Annotated in this window: 13 protein-coding genes; 1 reads left to right on the top strand and 12 read right to left on the bottom strand. The window is 73.5% G+C overall.

The window, feature by feature from the left end:
* Positions 1-8: 8 nt before the first annotated feature.
* The 5 genes from NAMU_RS03680 to NAMU_RS03660 form a co-directional block, all read right to left on the bottom strand.
* Positions 9-2,186, bottom strand: a complete 2,178-nt coding sequence (locus NAMU_RS03680; protein WP_015746070.1) for a bifunctional MFS transporter/dTMP kinase — start codon at positions 2,184-2,186, stop codon at positions 9-11.
* Between the two features lie 37 nt (positions 2,187-2,223).
* Positions 2,224-2,973: a hypothetical protein gene (locus NAMU_RS03675; protein ID WP_015746069.1), complete on the bottom strand. Its 750-nt coding sequence runs from the start codon at positions 2,971-2,973 to the stop codon at positions 2,224-2,226.
* Positions 2,974-3,091: 118 nt separating this feature from the next.
* Positions 3,092-6,028 (bottom strand): type I DNA topoisomerase, encoded by a 2,937-nt coding sequence (gene topA / locus NAMU_RS03670; protein WP_015746068.1) that lies wholly within the window; start codon positions 6,026-6,028, stop codon positions 3,092-3,094.
* Positions 6,029-6,234: 206 nt separating this feature from the next.
* Positions 6,235-6,813: a hypothetical protein gene (locus NAMU_RS03665; protein ID WP_015746067.1), complete on the bottom strand. Its 579-nt coding sequence runs from the start codon at positions 6,811-6,813 to the stop codon at positions 6,235-6,237.
* 87 nt (positions 6,814-6,900) lie between these two features.
* Complete coding sequence (locus NAMU_RS03660; protein ID WP_015746066.1) at positions 6,901-9,201, bottom strand: sodium-translocating pyrophosphatase; 2,301 nt, start codon at positions 9,199-9,201, stop codon at positions 6,901-6,903.
* A 143-nt stretch (positions 9,202-9,344) separates the two neighbouring features.
* On the opposite strand from NAMU_RS03660, the gene NAMU_RS03655 reads away from it, so the two are divergent.
* On the top strand, positions 9,345-11,858 hold the full coding sequence (locus NAMU_RS03655) for a DEAD/DEAH box helicase (protein WP_407669225.1): 2,514 nt from the start codon (positions 9,345-9,347) through the stop codon (positions 11,856-11,858).
* A gap of 19 nt (positions 11,859-11,877) precedes the next feature.
* On the opposite strand, the gene NAMU_RS31350 is transcribed toward NAMU_RS03655, so the two are convergent.
* The 7 genes from NAMU_RS31350 to ssd all read right to left on the bottom strand — a co-directional run bounded on the left by NAMU_RS31350 (position 11,878) and on the right by ssd (position 17,010).
* Positions 11,878-12,258 carry an Rv3654c family TadE-like protein gene (locus NAMU_RS31350; protein ID WP_015746064.1) on the bottom strand — a complete coding sequence of 127 codons (381 nt, stop codon included), beginning with the start codon at positions 12,256-12,258 and terminating at the stop codon, positions 11,878-11,880.
* Positions 12,255-12,575: a TadE family type IV pilus minor pilin gene (locus NAMU_RS03645; RefSeq protein WP_015746063.1), complete on the bottom strand. Its 321-nt coding sequence runs from the start codon at positions 12,573-12,575 to the stop codon at positions 12,255-12,257. The genes NAMU_RS31350 and NAMU_RS03645 overlap by 4 nt, the downstream gene beginning before the upstream one ends.
* 31 nt (positions 12,576-12,606) lie before the next feature.
* A complete protein-coding gene (locus NAMU_RS31670) occupies positions 12,607-12,744 on the bottom strand; it encodes a DUF4244 domain-containing protein (protein ID WP_083785993.1) in 138 nt (45 codons plus the stop codon).
* Between the two features lie 310 nt (positions 12,745-13,054).
* Positions 13,055-13,858, bottom strand: a complete 804-nt coding sequence (locus tag NAMU_RS27000; RefSeq protein ID WP_015746061.1) for a type II secretion system F family protein — start codon at positions 13,856-13,858, stop codon at positions 13,055-13,057.
* A gap of 19 nt (positions 13,859-13,877) precedes the next feature.
* Complete coding sequence (locus tag NAMU_RS26995; protein WP_138179933.1) at positions 13,878-14,762, bottom strand: type II secretion system F family protein; 885 nt, start codon at positions 14,760-14,762, stop codon at positions 13,878-13,880.
* Positions 14,750-15,922, bottom strand: coding sequence for a TadA family conjugal transfer-associated ATPase (locus NAMU_RS03625; RefSeq protein WP_015746059.1), 1,173 nt, complete (start codon positions 15,920-15,922; stop codon positions 14,750-14,752). Before NAMU_RS03625 ends, NAMU_RS26995 begins: the two co-directional genes overlap by 13 nt.
* Positions 15,919-17,010, bottom strand: coding sequence for a septum site-determining protein Ssd (ssd, locus tag NAMU_RS03620; RefSeq protein ID WP_083785659.1), 1,092 nt, complete (start codon positions 17,008-17,010; stop codon positions 15,919-15,921). Before ssd ends, NAMU_RS03625 begins: the two co-directional genes overlap by 4 nt.
* Positions 17,011-17,105 lie beyond the last annotated feature (95 nt).

Here is a 17,105-nt window from a genome sequence, read left to right as displayed (position 1 = left end):
TCCAGTGCTCAGGCGACCTTCTCCTGTTCGACCATCGCCGGGGACCGCTCGCGCAGCACCGAGGCGATGCGTTCGGTGACCTCGGCGTTGATCACACCCTGCTCCTCGCTCAGCGGGCGGACGATCAGGTAGCGCTCGGGGGTGTAGGACGCGCGGTCCCGGTACGCCTGGGCGGGGTCGACCCGCTCGTCCTCGTCGGCCTCAGCTCCGGCTGCGCTCGGCGCCGCGGACGACCCCTCGACGGGAGCCGGTTCACCGGCGGCCGGGCCGGGTTCGGCGGCGCCGGACTCGTCCGGGGCGCCCGCGGCGGCGCCGTCCCGGGTGGCGTCCTGGGCACTGTTCGGAGTGGACGTCGGGGGGCCGTCCGCACTGGCATCCGCAGCCGGCGTGGCGTCGGCGCGGGCGGCGTCGACCACGACGGTCAGATCCGGCTTGAGTCCGCTGATCGCCCAGACGGCGACCCGGCTCAGGTCGTCCTCGACCAGCCCCAGGGTGCGGTACCGCACGATGAACTCGTCCATGAAGCCGTCGCAGAGCACCACCGCGCCATCCTCCAGGGCCGGCCCGACCTGAGTGGCCATCAGCTCGGCCAACGTCGCGGAGGTGCGCAGGGCGTCGGCCAGCGGGTCGACCGCCGCCGAGCGGACCGTGGGCGAGGGCTCCCGGCGGGAGACCACGCAGGTGAGGTAACCCGTCTCCTGCAGGTGCTGCTCGATGCTCTTGAGGTAGTCGGCGGTGGCCGCGGCGTCGGTGCCCTCGACCGCGATCAGCGCCCCCGCATGCTCGGACGGCTCGTCCCACAGCGACGGCGGCATCTTGCGGTGGAAGACCCGGCGGGTCAGGCCGGAGGTCAGCCCCCCGATCTGCCGGCCGATGATCGCGCTCACGCTGAAGGCGATCAGCCCACCGACGGCCAGCACGATCGCCGGCCCGGTGATCTCGAAACGGAAGTCGCCGACGGTAACCGGGTAGGTGCCGATGGCGCCGGCCAGGATCGGCCCGGCAGCGATGGTCAGCAGCAGGATGATCCGTACCGAGGACATGACGAAGGCGAAGACGCGCCCGCGCAGCTGGTCGGAGACCTCGTGGCCGATCATGGTGAAGCCGTTGATCCAGGCGATGCCGGCGAACACGCCCATGGTCGCGGCGGTGATGGCCGCGCCCAGGAAGTCCTGCAGGACGCTCATCACGATCAGCGCGATGCCGGCGGCGCCGATGGCCGGGGTGAAGATCATCCGCCGGGGCACGTTGGGCAGCACCTTGGGGCCGATCAGCATGCCCAGGGCCAGGCCGGTGAACACGGCGCCGAACAGGATGCCGTAGCCGGCGTTGCCGGCGCCCAGGGTGGCCACGTAGGCCTGGGCCACGCCGGCGACCAGGCCGCCGGCACCGAACGCGCCCAGGATGCCGATGTAGATCGAGCGCATCAGCCGGTTCTTGCGGACGAACGAGACACCCTCGGCGATCAGCGAGAAGATGCTCCGGGAGGTGCTGCGGTCGCCGACGAAGGCCGGGATCAGCCCCCGCGAGATGAGCACCATGAAGGCGGAGAAGAAGTAGGTGGCCGCGTCGATGGCCAGGGCGATGTCGATGGCCAGGGTGTTGGTGCCGCCGCTGATCAGCGCGCCGCTGCCGCCGGCCAGATCCGGTACCCCGAAGAACGAGGCCACGGTGGACAGCAGCGCGAACAGCACCGCGGCGACCGGCACCATGCCGTAGACCGACACGTAGTTGAGCTGGTTGGCCACGGCCAGCCGCTCCCGCGGCACCACGTTGACCCACATCGCCTGCTTGGCCGGGGTGGAGAACAGGCCGATCGCCTCGACCAGGAACTGGGCGACCAGCAACCAGAGCAGGTTGCCGGAGAAGATGATCGACAGGTAGAGCAGGCCGGCCATGGTGTCGCCGGCGATGGCGACGGTGCGCCGGTCGAACCGGTCGACCAGGGCGCCGGCCACCGGTCCCAGGATCAGGTCCGGCAGCAACCGGGTCAGCAGCACCCCCGACACGGCCGCACCCTGGGCCAGGTTGGACGAATCCTTGGTCAGGTAGGCGGCCAGGGCGGTGGTCGCCAGCAGTCCCAGCCAGTCCCCCAGGCTGGACACGGCGATCGCCGCCCACAGCCGGCGGAACGCCGGCAGCCGCAGCAGGACGGCGACGGAATTCGGTTCCCGCTTGCGCTTCACGGCATCCGCTCGCTCGACCGGGCCCGGCTCATCGCACTCACCGGTTGAGCAGTTCGGTGATCGCCTGGATGATCCGCTGACCCAGCCCGCTGGCGAAGGCGATGACGACCAGGAAGATGAAGACGGCCCAGACGCCCGACCCCTTGTTCCGGCGAGTCGTCCGCGGGGTGCGTCGCGGCAGCGGCGGGGTCGGCGCGTGGGCGGCCGGCTGGTGCCGGTTGGCGGCCATCGCCGAGGTCGAGCCGATCTGCGGGTTGCCGGTCAGCGTGTTGCGCAGGAAGCCGGCGACCTCCGCCGGGGTCATGGCCCGGTTGGCCCAGGCGGACACCGTCGAGGACACCCCGGAGGCCGCCGCGCCCGGATGCGACGAGGAGGCCGACGACGACGGCGGCCGGGGCATCGGCGGCTGGCGAGCGGACAGGTGCGGGGCGGAGGCGCGCGGGTCGACCGGACCCCAGGCGGCCGGCGCCCGGGCCGGGGTGGAGGTGCGGCCCGGCCGGCCCGGTTGGCCGGCCGCCCGTTGCCCCGGGGGCCGGGTCGTTCGCGCCGGTTGGACCGGCACGGCGGGCGCGGCGATCGACCCCGCGGCCAGCGCGGCTCGGGTCAGCGCGGCCGGGTCGATCGGGGGCAGGGCGACCATCGCGTCGGGCATCGGCGCGGACAACGCGTCCGGGTAGACCGACAGCACCGGCATGAGGACGGCCGGATCGCCGGTGCCGTCGGGACCGCTCAGGGCGTCGGCGAACCCACGATCGGTCCTGCCAGGCGCGTCGAATCCGGCGGTCATATTCAAATGGTAGGACCCGGCACCGACCGGACGGCCCGGGCGGCCCGGGAATTCGGGACAAAGCCAGGGTGAAACCCTGACCGCACCCCCGAATGCACCGGTCGCACCCGGCCGTCGATCACTCCGCGGGGCCGGTCCGACGGGTGGTGCTGCGGGTGGTGCCGGCCGCCTTGGTGGTCCGCGCCTTCGCCGCCGCCGTGGTCTTGGAAGCAGTCTTGGTGGCGGTCTTGGTGGCCGTCGTCTTGGCCGCCGCAGTCTTGGTGGCCGTCTTGGTGCCACCGGCCGCGGCACCGGCCTTGGCCGCCGCCGGCTTGCGGGTGGTCGCCCGCTTGGGGGCCGGCCCGCGGGCGCGTCGATCGGCCAGCAGCTCGGCCGCGCGCTCCACGGTGAGGGTCTCGACCTCGTCACCCTTGCGCAGGGAGGCGTTGGTCTCCCCGTCGGTGACGTACGGCCCGAACCGGCCGTCCTTGATCACCATCGGTTTGCCGCCGGACGGGTCGATGCCGACCTCCCGCAGCGGCGGCGCGGCCGCCGCGGACCGGCCGCGGGTCTTGGGCTGCGCGTACAGGGCCAGCGCCTCGTCCAGGGTGACGTCGAACAGCGCGTCCTCGCTGGTCAGCGACCGGGAGTCGGTGCCCTTCTTCAGGTAGGGCCCGTACCGGCCGTTCTGCGCGGTGATCTCCTGGCCGTCGGCCGGATCGACGCCGACCACCCGGGGCAGCGACAGCAGCCGTAGCGCGGTGGGCAGGTCGATGGTGTCCAGGGTCATCGACTTGAACAGCGACGCGGTACGCGGCTTGGCCGCCGCCTTGGCCTTGGTCGTCTTCTTGGCGGTCCCGTCGGCCCCGGTGGCCGCCGGAGCGGCCTCCGGCAGCACCTCGGTGACGTAGGGGCCGAACCGGCCGTCCTTGGCGACGATCAGGTGCCCGGTGTCCGGATCCACCCCGAGCTCGGTCTCGCCACCGTCGCCGGACTGGCTGAACAGCTTCTCGGCGACCTCGGCGTCGACCTCGTCCGGGGGCAGGTCCTCGGGCAGGTTGGCCCGCTGGGCGGTCGGCTCGCCGTCCTCGCCCTGCACCATCCGCTCCAGGTACGGGCCGTACCGGCCGACCCGGACCAGCACCTGCCGGCCCTCGGCGTCGGTCAGCAACGGCAACGAGTTGACCTCGCGGGCGTCGATGTCCTCCAGCCGCTCGCCGACCAGCTTCTTCAGGCCGCCGGAGCGGCCGACCGAGCCGGCCGGGCCCAGGTCGCCGCCGAAGTAGAACGCGGACAGCCAGTCGGTGCGGCCGATCCGCCCGTCGGCGATGCCGTCGAGCTCGTCCTCCATCGCCGCGGTGAAGTTGTAGTCCACCAGCCGGGAGAAGTGCTGCTCGAGCAGGCCGATGACGGCGAACGCGATCCAGGACGGGACCAGCGCCTGCCCCTTCTTCCACACGTACCCGCGGTCGATGATCGTGCGGATGATCGAGGTGTAGGTGGAGGGACGGCCGATGCCCAGGTCCTGCAACGCGCCGATCAGCGACGGCTCGGTGTACCGGGCCGGCGGGGTGGTCACGTGGCTGGCCGGGATCAGGTCACGGATGTCGAGCTTTTGCCCGGTCTCCAGCTTGGGCAGCCGCCGTTCGGCGTCGTCGGCCTCGCCGCCGGCCTCCGCGTCCACCGTCTCCACGTAGGCCCGCAGGAACCCGGGGAAGGTGATGGTGCGGCCGGACGCGCTGAACACGCACTCCTGCTCCCGCGCGGTCGCGGCGATCTTGACCGACAGGGTCAGGCCGCGGGCGTCGACCATCTGCGAGGCGATGGTGCGCTGCCAGATCAGCTCGTAGAGCCGGTACTCGTCGCCGGAGATCTGGTTGGCGACCTGACCCGGGGTGCGGAAGTTGTCGCCGGCCGGGCGGATGGCCTCGTGCGCCTCCTGGGCGTTCTTGACCTTGCGGGTGTACTGCCGCGGGGTCGGCGGCACGTACTCCGGCCCGTACAGCTCGCGGGCCTGGGCCCGGGCGGCCTCCTGGGCCGACGAGCTCAGGGTGGTCGAGTCGGTTCGCATGTAGGTGATGAAGCCGTTCTCGTACAGCCGCTGCGCGGTGCGCATGGTGCGCTCGGAGTTGAACCCCAGTTTGCGGCCGGCCTCCTGCTGCAGGGTGGAGGTCATGAACGGCGGGTAGGGCTTGCGGGTGTAGGGCTTCTCCTCCACCGAGGTGACGGTGGCGGTGCCGCCGGCCAGCGCGGTGGCCAGGGTGCGCGCCCCGTCCTCGTCCAGCAGCAGCACGTCGGCGTCGGCCTTGAGCCCGCCGGTGGCCGGGTCGAAGTCGCGGCCGGCGGCCAGCCGGCGCCCGTCCACGGTGCTCAGCGCCGACTTGAACGGCTCGGCCCCGGTGCCGGCCGGCGACATGAGCGCGTCCAGGCCCCAGTAGGTGCCCGAGCGGAACGCCATCCGCTCGCGTTCGCGCTGCACGATGATGCGGGTGGCCACCGACTGCACGCGACCGGCGGACAGCTTGGGCATCACCTTCTTCCACAGCACCGGGGAGACCTCGTAGCCGTACAACCGGTCCAGGATGCGGCGGGTCTCCTGGGCGTCGACCAGGTTCTCGTCCAGGGCGCGCGGGTTGGCGGCGGCCTCGCGGATCGCGGCCGGGGTGATCTCGTGGAAGACCATCCGCTTGACCGGGACCTTGGGCTTGAGGGTCTCCAGCAGATGCCAGGCGATGGCCTCGCCCTCGCGGTCCTCGTCTGTGGCCAGGTAGAGCTCGTCGGCCCCGGCCAGCAGCGACTTGAGCTTAGCGACCTGGGCCTTCTTCTCCGGGGAGACGACGTAGAGCGGCTCGAAGCCGTGCTCGGTGTCCACGCCCAGCCGGGCCCAGGGCTCGCCCTTGTACTTGGCCGGTACGTCGGCGGCGCCGCGGGGCAGGTCGCGGATGTGCCCGACCGAGGACTCGACGATGTAGCCGTCGCCGAGGTAACCGGAGATGGTCTTCGCCTTGCTCGGTGACTCGACGACGACCAGCCGCACGCCGCCGTTGCGGGTGCTCGCGGAGGTGCCAGTGGCCATCAGGTCTCGTTCTCCTTGTTTCTGGGCGTCGCGCCGGCCGGTGATGCAGGTCGGGCCGGACGGACGGTGCTGCACAGGTGGTCCCCGCCACCGGGGGCCCCTCCGGGATCGTCCGTCGCGGCCCTACCGGGAGCAGGATGCCACAACCGGACGAGCGATCCGTGTGGAGCCTGGCCCGCACGGTCGCGGTGCCGGTCCGGATCCGATCAGTGCATCGGCTGCGGGAACTGCCCGGCCGGAGCCTCCGGCGGTGGCGTGCCGACCATCTCGGCCAGCCGCGAGCACCGTCGATGACCGACGATACGCACCGCCGGCCCGCCGCCGCGGGGACCCAGGATCGAACCGGCCAGTCCCATCGCCGCGCAGACCGCGGCCAGCGGCTGGTGCAGCTCCGGGGTCCGGGGGTCCAGGCCGAGCAGGTAGCCCACCGGGGCGGGTCGCCCGGAGGCGATCACCCAGCACCGGATCAGGCCCGCGGACAGCTCCAACCCGGCCGGCATCACCTTGTCCGGGCCGTCCACCCACCGCTCGCGCAGCTCGGCGAGCACCGGCGCGGGATCGGTGCGCAACTCGGTGACGTGCTCGTCGGTCTCGATGTGCGCGTCGACGTCACGCACCCGGCACTCCCGGACCAGGGCCGATGCCCGCCACGGGTCGGCCAACGGGATGATCAGCCGGACTCCGTCGTCGCCCTCCTCCAGGCGCCCGTCGGCCGCCAGCAGCCCGCCCAGATCCTCGCCCACCGGCGCGGTCAGGTCGGCCGACCACAGCGACAACTGAGTCAACCGAGCCCCCTCGCCACCCAAAGCACAGTAGCCCCCGGCACCGGGCCGGGGGCTACTGCTTGATCGGTCCTGCGCAGACCCCTGAGCTCAGGCGGTGGCCTGCGGCTGATCCGCGTGCAAGGACGACTCACGTCGCTTCGACACCACGACGGCGGTCACGATGATCACCACGGCGAGCGCCGAGATGCCGTAGCGGATGCCGGCGCTGGCCGAGTCGCCGACCGAGAGCGCGACGATGGCCGGGGCGATCAGCAGCGCGACCAGGTTCATCACCTTGAGCAGCGGGTTGATGGCCGGGCCGGCGGTGTCCTTGAACGGGTCGCCCACGGTGTCACCGATGACGGTCGCCTCGTGCGCCGGCGAGCCCTTGCCGCCGTGGGTGCCGTCCTCGACGATCTTCTTCGCGTTGTCCCAGGCGCCACCGGAGTTGGCCAGGAACACGGCCATCAGGGTGCCGGTGGCGATGGTGCCGGCCAGGTAGCCGGCCAGCGGACCGACGCCCAGGCCGAAGCCGACGGCGATCGGGGCGAACACGGCCAGCAGCCCCGGGGTGGCCAGCTCGCGCAACGAGTCGCGGGTGACGATGTCGACGACCTTGCCGTACTCGGGCTTGTTGGTGCCCTCCATGATCCCGGGGATCTCGCGGAACTGGCGGCGCACCTCGTAGACCACGGCGCCGGCGGCGCGGGAGACCGCGTTGATGGCCAGGCCGGAGAACAGGAACACCACGCAGGCGCCCAGCAGCATGCCGACCAGGGTGCCCGGGGACACGACCGAGGTGACGAACGAGCTCAGGCTGCCCGCGGCCAGGCCGGCGGCGTCGCCGGCGGAGATCAGGGCGCCGGTGATCGCGTCCGAGTACGACCCGAACAGCGCCGTCGCCGCCAGTACCGCGGTGGCGATGGCGATGCCCTTGGTGATGGCCTTGGTGGTGTTGCCGACCGCGTCGAGCTCGGTGAGGATCTTGGCGCCCTCCTCGGAGACCTCGCCGCTCATCTCGGCGACACCCTGCGCGTTGTCCGAGACCGGACCGAAGGTGTCCATGGCGACGATGACGCCGACGGTGGTCAGCAGGCCGCAGCCGGCCAGCGCGATCATGAACAGCGCCACGATCAGGGTGGTGGACAGCAGGAATGCTCCGTAGACGGCGCCGGCGATGACCAGCGCGGTGTAGACGGCGGACTCGAAGCCGACCGAGATGCCGCCCAGGACGACGGTGGCGGCGCCGGTCAGCGAGGCCTTGGCCACGTCCTTGGTCGGCTTCGTCTCGGTGCCGGTGAAGTAGCCGGTCAGCCACAGGATGACGGCGGCCAGGACGATGCCGATCAGCACGGAGATGATCGCCATCAGCGCGGGGTTGCCGGAGACGTCGCGGACCGAGTCGATGCCCAGGTCGGCGAAGTTGGTCGGCAGGTAGACGAACGAGGCCACCGCCGACAACCCGGCCGAGATCGCGGCGGAGATGTAGAAGGAGCGGTTGATGGTGACCAGGCCGGGCTCGCCCGGCTTGGCCTTGGTGATGTAGATGCCGATGATCGCGGTGATGACGCCGATCGTCGGGATGATCAGGGGGAAGACCAGGCCCTTGGTGCCGAAGGCGGCGCTGCCCAGGATGAGCGAGGCGACCAGGGTGACGGCGTAGCTCTCGAACAGGTCGGCGGCCATGCCGGCGCAGTCACCGACGTTGTCGCCCACGTTGTCGGCGATGGTGGCGGCGTTGCGGGGGTCGTCCTCGGGGATGCCCTGCTCGACCTTGCCGACCAGGTCGGCGCCGACGTCGGCGGCCTTGGTGAAGATGCCGCCGCCGACCCGCATGAACATGGCCAGCATGGCGGCGCCGAAGCCGAAGCCCTCCAACACCTTCGGCGCGTCGCCGACGTAGACCAGGACGACGATGGACGCGCCGAGCAGGCCCAGGCCGGTGGTGGCCAGGCCGACCGCGCCACCGGTCCGGAAGCCGATCTGCATGGCCTTCTCCCGGCCGCCGTCGCCGTTGGCCGCGGCCGCGACCCGGACGTTGGCCCGGGTGGCCAGCCACATGCCGAAGTACCCGATCGAGGCCGAGAACGCGGCACCGAACAGGAAGGCGATCGATCGGCCGATCCGCTCACCGGTGGTGGTGGCCGGCAGGGCGAACAGCAGCACGAAGACGATGACGACGAAGATGCCCAGGGTGCGGAACTGGCGGGCCAGATAGGCGGCCGCACCTTCCTGGACCGCGGCCGAGATCTCCTGCATCTTCGGTGTGCCCGTGCCCGCGGCCAGTACCCCGGCCCGCAGCACGAACGCGATGACCAGGGCGATCAGGGCAACGACGGCGACACCAATGACGATGACTTGATCACTACCGGTAATGACGACTTCCGCAGCGGCGGCACTGGTGGACATCGAGCTCCTGATCCATGCACAAAGGTGCAGATACGTGTGTACCGGTCAACTCGATGCGACCGGCGCTGGTCTACTTTTCGTCGTTCCCCCGCGGTCCGACGTTGACGGTCAGTACTGTAGAGCACAGCCCCGAGACGCCCGGCATAGCAGCAATGTCGCCGGGCCGCTCGCCTTCCGGGCCGGCTGTCGGACCGGATCGGGACAATGGTGTCGTGACCACACCGAACCCCTGGCCGGCCCCGGCTGACGGATCGGTTCTGCTAAATCGGTCCAGCTTTCTTGACGTGAGTTCGGTCACATCCTGTGCGTCTCATGTGCGCCGGCTGCCGCGGGCGGCGGGGTCGCCGGCCCAGTGGCCGGGATGGACGCCTCCGGGTGTCCGGGACGCGTTGAGGACGGCGGGCATCGAACAGCCCTGGACGCATCAGGTGGCGGCGGCGCAGCTTGCCCACGACGGTCACGACGTGGTGCTGTCCACCGGCACCGCATCCGGCAAGTCGTTGGGCTATCACCTGCCGGCCCTGACCGCGATCGAGAACGACCCGCGGACCACCGTTCTCTACCTCGCCCCGACCAAGGCCCTGGCCGCCGATCAGCTCGGGGTGCTGACCGGCCTGGCGGTGCCCGGGCTGCGTCCGGCAGTCTATGACGGAGACACCCCGCGGGACGACCGGGACTGGGCCCGCGGGCACGCGAACTGGCTGCTGACCAATCCGGACATGCTGCACCTGGGGCTGCTCCCCCATCATTCGGCCTGGGACCGGTTCTGGCGGCGGCTGGCCTTCGTGGTGGTCGACGAATGCCACGCCTACCGCGGGGTGTTCGGCTCGCATGTTGCGCTCGTCCTGCGCCGGCTGATCCGCGTCGCCCGGCTGTACCGGTCAAGCCCGGTGTTCGTCCTGGCCTCGGCCACCGCGGCCGAGCCGCAGGTGTCGGCGCAGCGGCTGATCGGCCGGCCGGTCCGGGCCGTCACCCAGGACGGCTCGGCCCGGCCCGCGGCCGACTTCGTGCTCTGGACACCGGGCGCGGCCGGTTCGGACCCCATCGACTCGGACAGCGCCGGATCAGACAGCGCCGACTCGGACAGCACCGGATCAGACACACCCGAATCAGGCATCGAGCAAGCCGCGCAGCCAAGCCGCCGGACGTCCGCGCCGGCCGAGGCCGCGCGGCTGATGGCCGATCTGGTCGCCGGCGGCGCCCGCACGCTGACCTTCGTCCGGTCCCGGCAGGGCGCCGAGCAGGTCGCGCTGGCCGCGCGCCGGCGGCTGCGCCGGATCGCGCCCGACCTGGCCTCCCGGGTCGCCGCCTACCGCGGCGGGTATCTCCCCGAGGACCGGCGCGAACTGGAGCGGGCGCTGGACTCCGGGGAGCTGCTGGGCCTGGCCAGCACCAACGCCCTCGAGTTGGGTATCGACATCGCCGGGCTGGACGCGGCCATCATCACCGGCTACCCCGGCACCCTGGCCGCGCTGTGGCAGCAGGCCGGTCGCGCCGGTCGGGGCGGGGCCAGCGGCCGGCGGGCACTGGTGATCTTCGTGGCGCGGGAGGACCCGCTGGACACCTACCTGGTCCGGCACCCGGAGGCGGTCTTCGACCGTCCGGTCGAGAGCACGGTGATCGATCCGACCAACCCGTTCGTCCTCGGGCCGCATCTGACCTGTGCCGCGGCCGAACACCACCTGACGCCGGAGGACCTGGACCTGTTCGGTGGCCCGGCCGCCCGGCCGGTGCTCGACCAGCTGCTGGACCGGCGGATCCTGCGCCGCCGGCCGAGCGGCTGGTTCTGGGTGAACCCGGGGCATCCGGCGCAGCGGGTGGACCTGCGCGGCTCCGGCGCCGGGCAGATCGCGATCGTCGACGCCGACAGTGGGCGGCTGCTGGGCACGGTCGACGCGCACCGGGCCCCGTCCTGCGTGCACACCGGTGCGGTGCACCTGCACCGCGGCGAGTCCTACGTCGTGGACGAGCTCGATCTTCAGGCCGGCGTGGCCACCGTGCGCGCGGGGCGACCGGACTGGACCACGGTCGCCCGCTCGGTGAGCTCGGTGTCGATGGTCGGCCCGCAGCGGTCCCGGCCGGCCGGACGTCAGGTGCGGGTGGGCGTCGGGCCGGTCGCGCTGACCACCCAGGTAGTGGGCTACCTGCGGCGCCGGCCCACCGGGGAGGTCCTGGACCAGGTCCCGCTCGAGCTGCCGCAGCACACCCTGCCGACCCGGGCGGTCTGGTACACCGTCAGCCGAGCGGCCCTGCGCGCCGCCGGAGTGCGGGATGCGGCGATCCCCGGCGCCCTGCACGCGGCCGAACACGCCGCGATCGGTCTGCTGCCGCTGTTCGCCGGTTGCGACCGGATGGACATCGGCGGGCTGTCCACCGCCGCCCACCCGGACACCGGCGAACCGACGGTCCTGGTCTACGACGGCTATCCGGGCGGCGCCGGCTTCGCCGACCGCGGTTACGACGCGCTGCCCGGCTGGCTCGGCGCCGTCCGGGACACCGTCGCCGGCTGCCCGTGTGAGGCCGGCTGCCCGTCCTGCGTGCAATCGCCCCAGTGCGGCAACGGCAATCACCCGCTGGACAAGACCGGCGCGATCACCGTGCTGAACCTGGTCGTCGACGCGCTGCGCACCGCCCCGGCCGAGTCGGTCGGGGCCTGAGCAGCTCGCCCGATCGCGCTCACCCGCTGACGCCGGCCCGTTGCACCGGGCCGGCCCGGGCCCGGCCGATGGCCGACCCACCCACCCCCGTTCCGCCGGCCACCTCGGCCGAGACCTCGACCAGCAGGTCCAGCCCGTCCGCCGCACAACTGCGCAGCTCCACCTGGTTGGCCCGGGCCACCTGCGTGGCCGCCGCACACGCGGCCGCGACGCCCCGGAGCAGCACCGCCGCCCCGGCCAAAGCGGCCAGATCGGCACCCGTCTCGGCCCGCTGCCGAGCCAGCACCGCCGACCCCAGATGCACCCCGACCCCGGTGACCAGCAGCAGCACCACCACCCCGACGCAGGCGAACACGGTCGCGGTGCCGCGGTCCCGCTCACGCGCGTTCCGGGCGCTCACGGGCTGGCCCCGGCCGGTTCCCGGGCCGCCGCCGCCGACGCCTGAATCCGCACCCCAGGCAACAGACCACCGACCGGGACCGCCGTCACGGTGGCCGTGACCAGCTCGCCGTCGGCCAGGCTCAACGAGGCACCGGCCGGGGCGAGCGCGGCCACCGCCGCCGCGGCGGCCGCCTCATCACCCCGCGCGGCCAACCGGGCGGCCTCCCGGGCGGCGTCAGCACACCGCAGCTGCGCCAGCAGGCAGCCGATGCCGGTCAGGCACATCGCCACCACCAGCACCAGCACCACCAGCCCCAACGCCGCCTCGATCGTCACGCTGCCCCGGTCCCGTCCGCGCCCGGGCACGTCAGAACGACGTCGACAACGCCCGGTTGATCAGGTCGGTCAACCCCGAGATCACCGAGCCCCCGGTGACGATCTGATACAGCACCGCCGCGAACGCGGCCGCCACCACCGTGCCGACCGCGTACTCCACGGTGCTCATCCCGGCGTCCCGCGACCGCGGCTCGAGGGGCCGGTCGGCCGCCGCGGCATCACCGGGCACGCCACCCGCCGGCTCCGGATCGGCCGGCTCGGCCTCGGCCGGCGGGGGCTGCTCCCACGGGCCCCGAATCACGATCTTGCTCAGCGAAACATGTTGTCCCACAACAGCCTCCCAACCTTCCCGGCGGCACCCTGCCGTCTACCGGCCAGCCTGGCGCAGACCATTCGACGGCGACATGCCCAGCGCGCCAATGTGGATGAGATTCGGACATGGGGACAACCGCAGCAGGGGCGTCCGGGCCGGTGCCGGGTCAGTGGATCGTCAGCCGGCCCAGCAGGCCCAGAACGACCGGAGCCAGGCCCAGGCACAGGAAGGCGGGCAGGAAGCACACGCCCAGCGGCGCCGTCATCAGCACGCCCGCCCGCCCGGCCGACCGGACGGACTCATCCCGGGCCTGCTCCCGCAGCTGGGCCGCATGTTCCCGGACTGCGTCGGCCAGGGTGGTGCCGCCGACCGCGGAGCGGCGCGCGGCCGCAGCCAATGGGGCCAGGTCCGCATCGGCATCCACGGCCCGCCAGGCGGTATCGGTGTCCGCGCCCAGGGCCAGCATGGCCGCGACCGAGTCCAGGGCGGCCAGCGCCGACTGCTGCTGGCCCGCCGACGGGCCCTGATCACCCAGCACCTCGCTGACCGCGCGCAGGGCGGTCGCCATGGCCAGACCCGAGTCCAGCGCCGCGGCCAGCAGTTCCGCGTGCACGATGAGCCACCGGCGCCGCAGCGCCCGCCGTCGCGCCGAGCCCCGGGTCGGCCAGCGGGCCCGGTCCGCCCGCAGCAGCGCCAGCCCCGCGGCCAGCCCCAGACCGGCCCACCACAGGCCGGGCGCGATCACCGTGACGGCGAGGAAGGCCGCGATCGGCCGCACCAATTGCCGCACCCATTGCCGCAGCCGGGGGTCGCGCGCGGCCGGGCCGGGTCGGGGGCGGACCCGCCGAGCGGCCGGTGGCGCGACCATCACGGCGGCGGCCAAGGCCAGCGCCGCCAGGGCCAGCAGGATCTGACGGGCATCCCGGATCGCTTCCAGCTCAACGACCCCCAGCCCGGCGGCCAGACTCACGGTGCGGCCCCGCGGTGGTTCATCGGCCCACGATCCGGGCCGACCAGAGCAGGCCGGCGCACAGCAGCGCCACCCCGATGACCAGAAGCAGGTTGCCCAGCGGGGACCCGAGCAGCACGGCCACCGGGTCGACCCCCATACCCGCGCCCAGCACCACCCCCATCAGCGGCAGGGCAGCCATCACGTACCCGGACATCCGCGGGCCGGCCAGCTGGGCGGTCCGGGTCTGATCGGCGGCCAGCTGATCGGACAACTCGTCGGCGACCGCAGTGACCACCCGCCCGAACGCGACCCCGTGCCGGCGGCTGAGCAACCACCCGCTACTCAGGAACGCCAGCACCCCGGCCGGGTCGTCCGGCGACCGGGCCGCCCGCGCGGGGCTCTCGTCGACGGTGCGCATCAGCACGACCAGCGAATCCAGCAGCAGCCCGCCGGCGCCGGTTGCGGCCGCCGCCGCGCCCCGGGCCGCGGTCAGCGGGTCCGCCCCCGAGCGCAGCTCGCGTCCCAGAGCCCGCAATCCCCGCAGGATCTCGGGCATCCCCCGCCGCCGGCGCCGGCGGTCCAGCATCCGGCTGGCCAGCAGGGCGACGGTGGAGGCCAGCATGGCCGCGGCCAGCAACCCGCTCGGGCCGGCCACCACCGTCGCGGCCGCCATCGGGCCGAGCGCGGCGGCGCCGGCGGTGATCAGGCCGGCCACCGCCGACGGCCGGGCCGACCAGGCCCACCGTGGCCGGCCGGCGGTGGGTCCGGGTGGGGCGGTCCGGGCGGGCGTCGGCCACGCGGCGAGCGCGACCGCCAGGACCAGGCAACCGGCCGGAGCCCCGAGACCCATCGCCCCCAGACCCATCGCCCCCAGACCTATCTCCCCCAGAGCGGTGGCACCGCCCAGGCTCACCACGGGCACGGCTCGCCCCGCTCGGCGAGCAGCGCCGCCAACCGGGCGGCTCCCGGTTCCTGCGGCCGGCCCGCGATCACGGCCGGCTGCGCCGACACCCACCCGTCCGAACCCCTACCCAGCAGGGCGATCTCGGCCAATTCGCGCTGCGCGCCGCGGCGCCGCACGTGCAGCACCACCCGCACGGCGCCGGCCAGCTGGGAATGCAGCGCGGCCCGCTCGATGCCGCCGAGCGCGGCCAACGCCTCCAGCCGGGCCGGCACGTCGGCGGCCGTGTTGGCGTGCACCGTGCCGGCGCCGCCCTCGTGGCCGGTGTTCATCGCCGCCAGCAGGTCGACGACCTCGGCCCCGCGGACCTCGCCGACGACCAGCCGGTCCGGCCGCATCCGCAGGGCCTGCCGAACCAGATCGCGCATCGAGATCGTCCCGGCCCCTTCGACGTTGGCCTGGCGCGCGACCAGCCGGACCACATGCGGGTGCGGCGGGCGCAGCTCCTCGGCGTCCTCGACGGTGACCACCCGCTCGTGCGCCGGCACGGCGGTCAGCAGCGCGGACAGCAAAGTGGTCTTGCCCGAACCGGTCCCGCCGGAGACCAGGAACGCCAACCGGGCTCGCAGCATCGCCGTCACGGCCGGCAGGGTCGCCCCGGGCAGGCTGCCGGCGTCGACCAGGGCGGCCAGATCGTGCCGGACCGGCCGCAGCACCCGCAGCGACAGGCAGGTGCCCGACGCGGCGACGGGCGCCAGCACGGCATGCAGGCGGGTGCCGTCGGCGAGCCGCGCGTCGACGTGCGGGTGCGCGTCGTCCAACCGGCGCCCGGCCGCGGTGGCCAGGCGTCGGGCCAGCCGCTGCACGGCCGCCTCGTCGGCGAACCGCACCGGCGCGGGCTCCCAGCCCGCGCCCCGGTCCACCCGCACGTCGGTGGGCGAGTTCACCACCACGTCGGTGGTCGACGGGTCGGCCAGCAGGTCGGCCAGCGGTCCGGCCCCGACCAGCTCGCGCTGCAGTTCCCTGATCAGGCCCAGCATCTCGGCGTCGCTCATCAGCATCGACGATTCCGCGCGCAGCGCCTGGGCCAGGGCCTGCGGATCCGGCGACTGGCCGCGGTCGACCAGACGGCGCTGGACCCGCCCGATGACCTCGTCGGACAGCACCGGGTGGGTGATCATGCCGGGCGGTCGAGCTCGGCGAGCACTCGCCGGGCCGCCTTCAGCAGCGGACGCCGGCCCCCACTGGCCAGCGACAGCCCAAATTCCAGCTCGTTGGCCAGCCCGGACTCGGCCCGCATCTGCGCCAGCAGCGGCAGTCCGAGCGATCCGGCGACGTCGTCGGCGCCGATCCCGCAGGGCGAGGGCCCGCGGACGACCAACCCGACCGCGACGTCGAACCCGCTGAGCCGCCGGCAGATCCGGTCGGCCGCCCAGCAGCCCCGGACGTCGGCCGGCACGACCAGCACGACCAGGTCGCAACGTTCCAGCACCCGGTCGGCCGCCGGCCCGGGCGGCCGCGGCAGGTCCACCACCGTGACCGCCCCGGACCGGCGGCCGGCGTCGATCACCACGTCGACCACGTCGGGGTCCAGGTCGTGCACCGTCTCCCGGTCGTGGGCCAGGACCGAGATCCCGGCCGGCCCGAGGCGGATCCGGGGCAGTGCCCGGACCAGTTCACCGACGGGGAGCCGGCCGGCCGTCGCGGACAGGTCGCTCCATCGCAGACCCGGGCTGTGCTCGACGCCGAGGATCACGTCGAGTCCGGCGCCCCAGGGATCGCAGTCGAGCAGCAGGGCCGGCCGCCCCGACCGAGCACCGGCGAAGGCGACCGCCCCGGCGAAGACCGAGGCGCCGGCCCCGCCGCAGGCCCCGACGACGGCGACACACCGGCCGTCGGCCGGTCCGTCGCGCACGGAGTCGGCCAGCAACTCGATCAGCTCGACCTCGTCGCGGTGCACGTGCAGGGTCCGGTCCACGCCCAGCCGCACGCACAGCTCCCACATCGCCTCCGGCGGGTCCGCGTCGACGATCACCACGATGCCGGGGCGGCGGGCCGGCCGAGCCTCGGCCGCCGCCCGAACCTGTGCTGCGTCAAGCAGAATCACCGGCGCGGTGCGCCACAGCGTGCGCGATGTCGGCTCCCGGCAGTGCGCCATCTCGACTCCGGCCGCCGCCGCGATCCGCAGCACCTCGTCCAGCAGTCCCTCGTCGGCCGTCACGATCAGCGCCCGCCCGCCGTCCACCACGCCGTCCATCAGGTCGTCCACCGCTGCGCTCTCCCACCGGGCCCTGGGCCCAACGTCCGGAACCGCCGTCCGGTCGGAGCCAGCGTGGCTCGCGCGTGGCCGGCGACACCGACCCA

This window comes from Nakamurella multipartita DSM 44233 (assembly GCF_000024365.1).
Lineage (GTDB): Bacteria > Actinomycetota > Actinomycetes > Mycobacteriales > Nakamurellaceae > Nakamurella > Nakamurella multipartita.
This window is presented reverse-complemented; position numbering and strand designations above follow the sequence as displayed.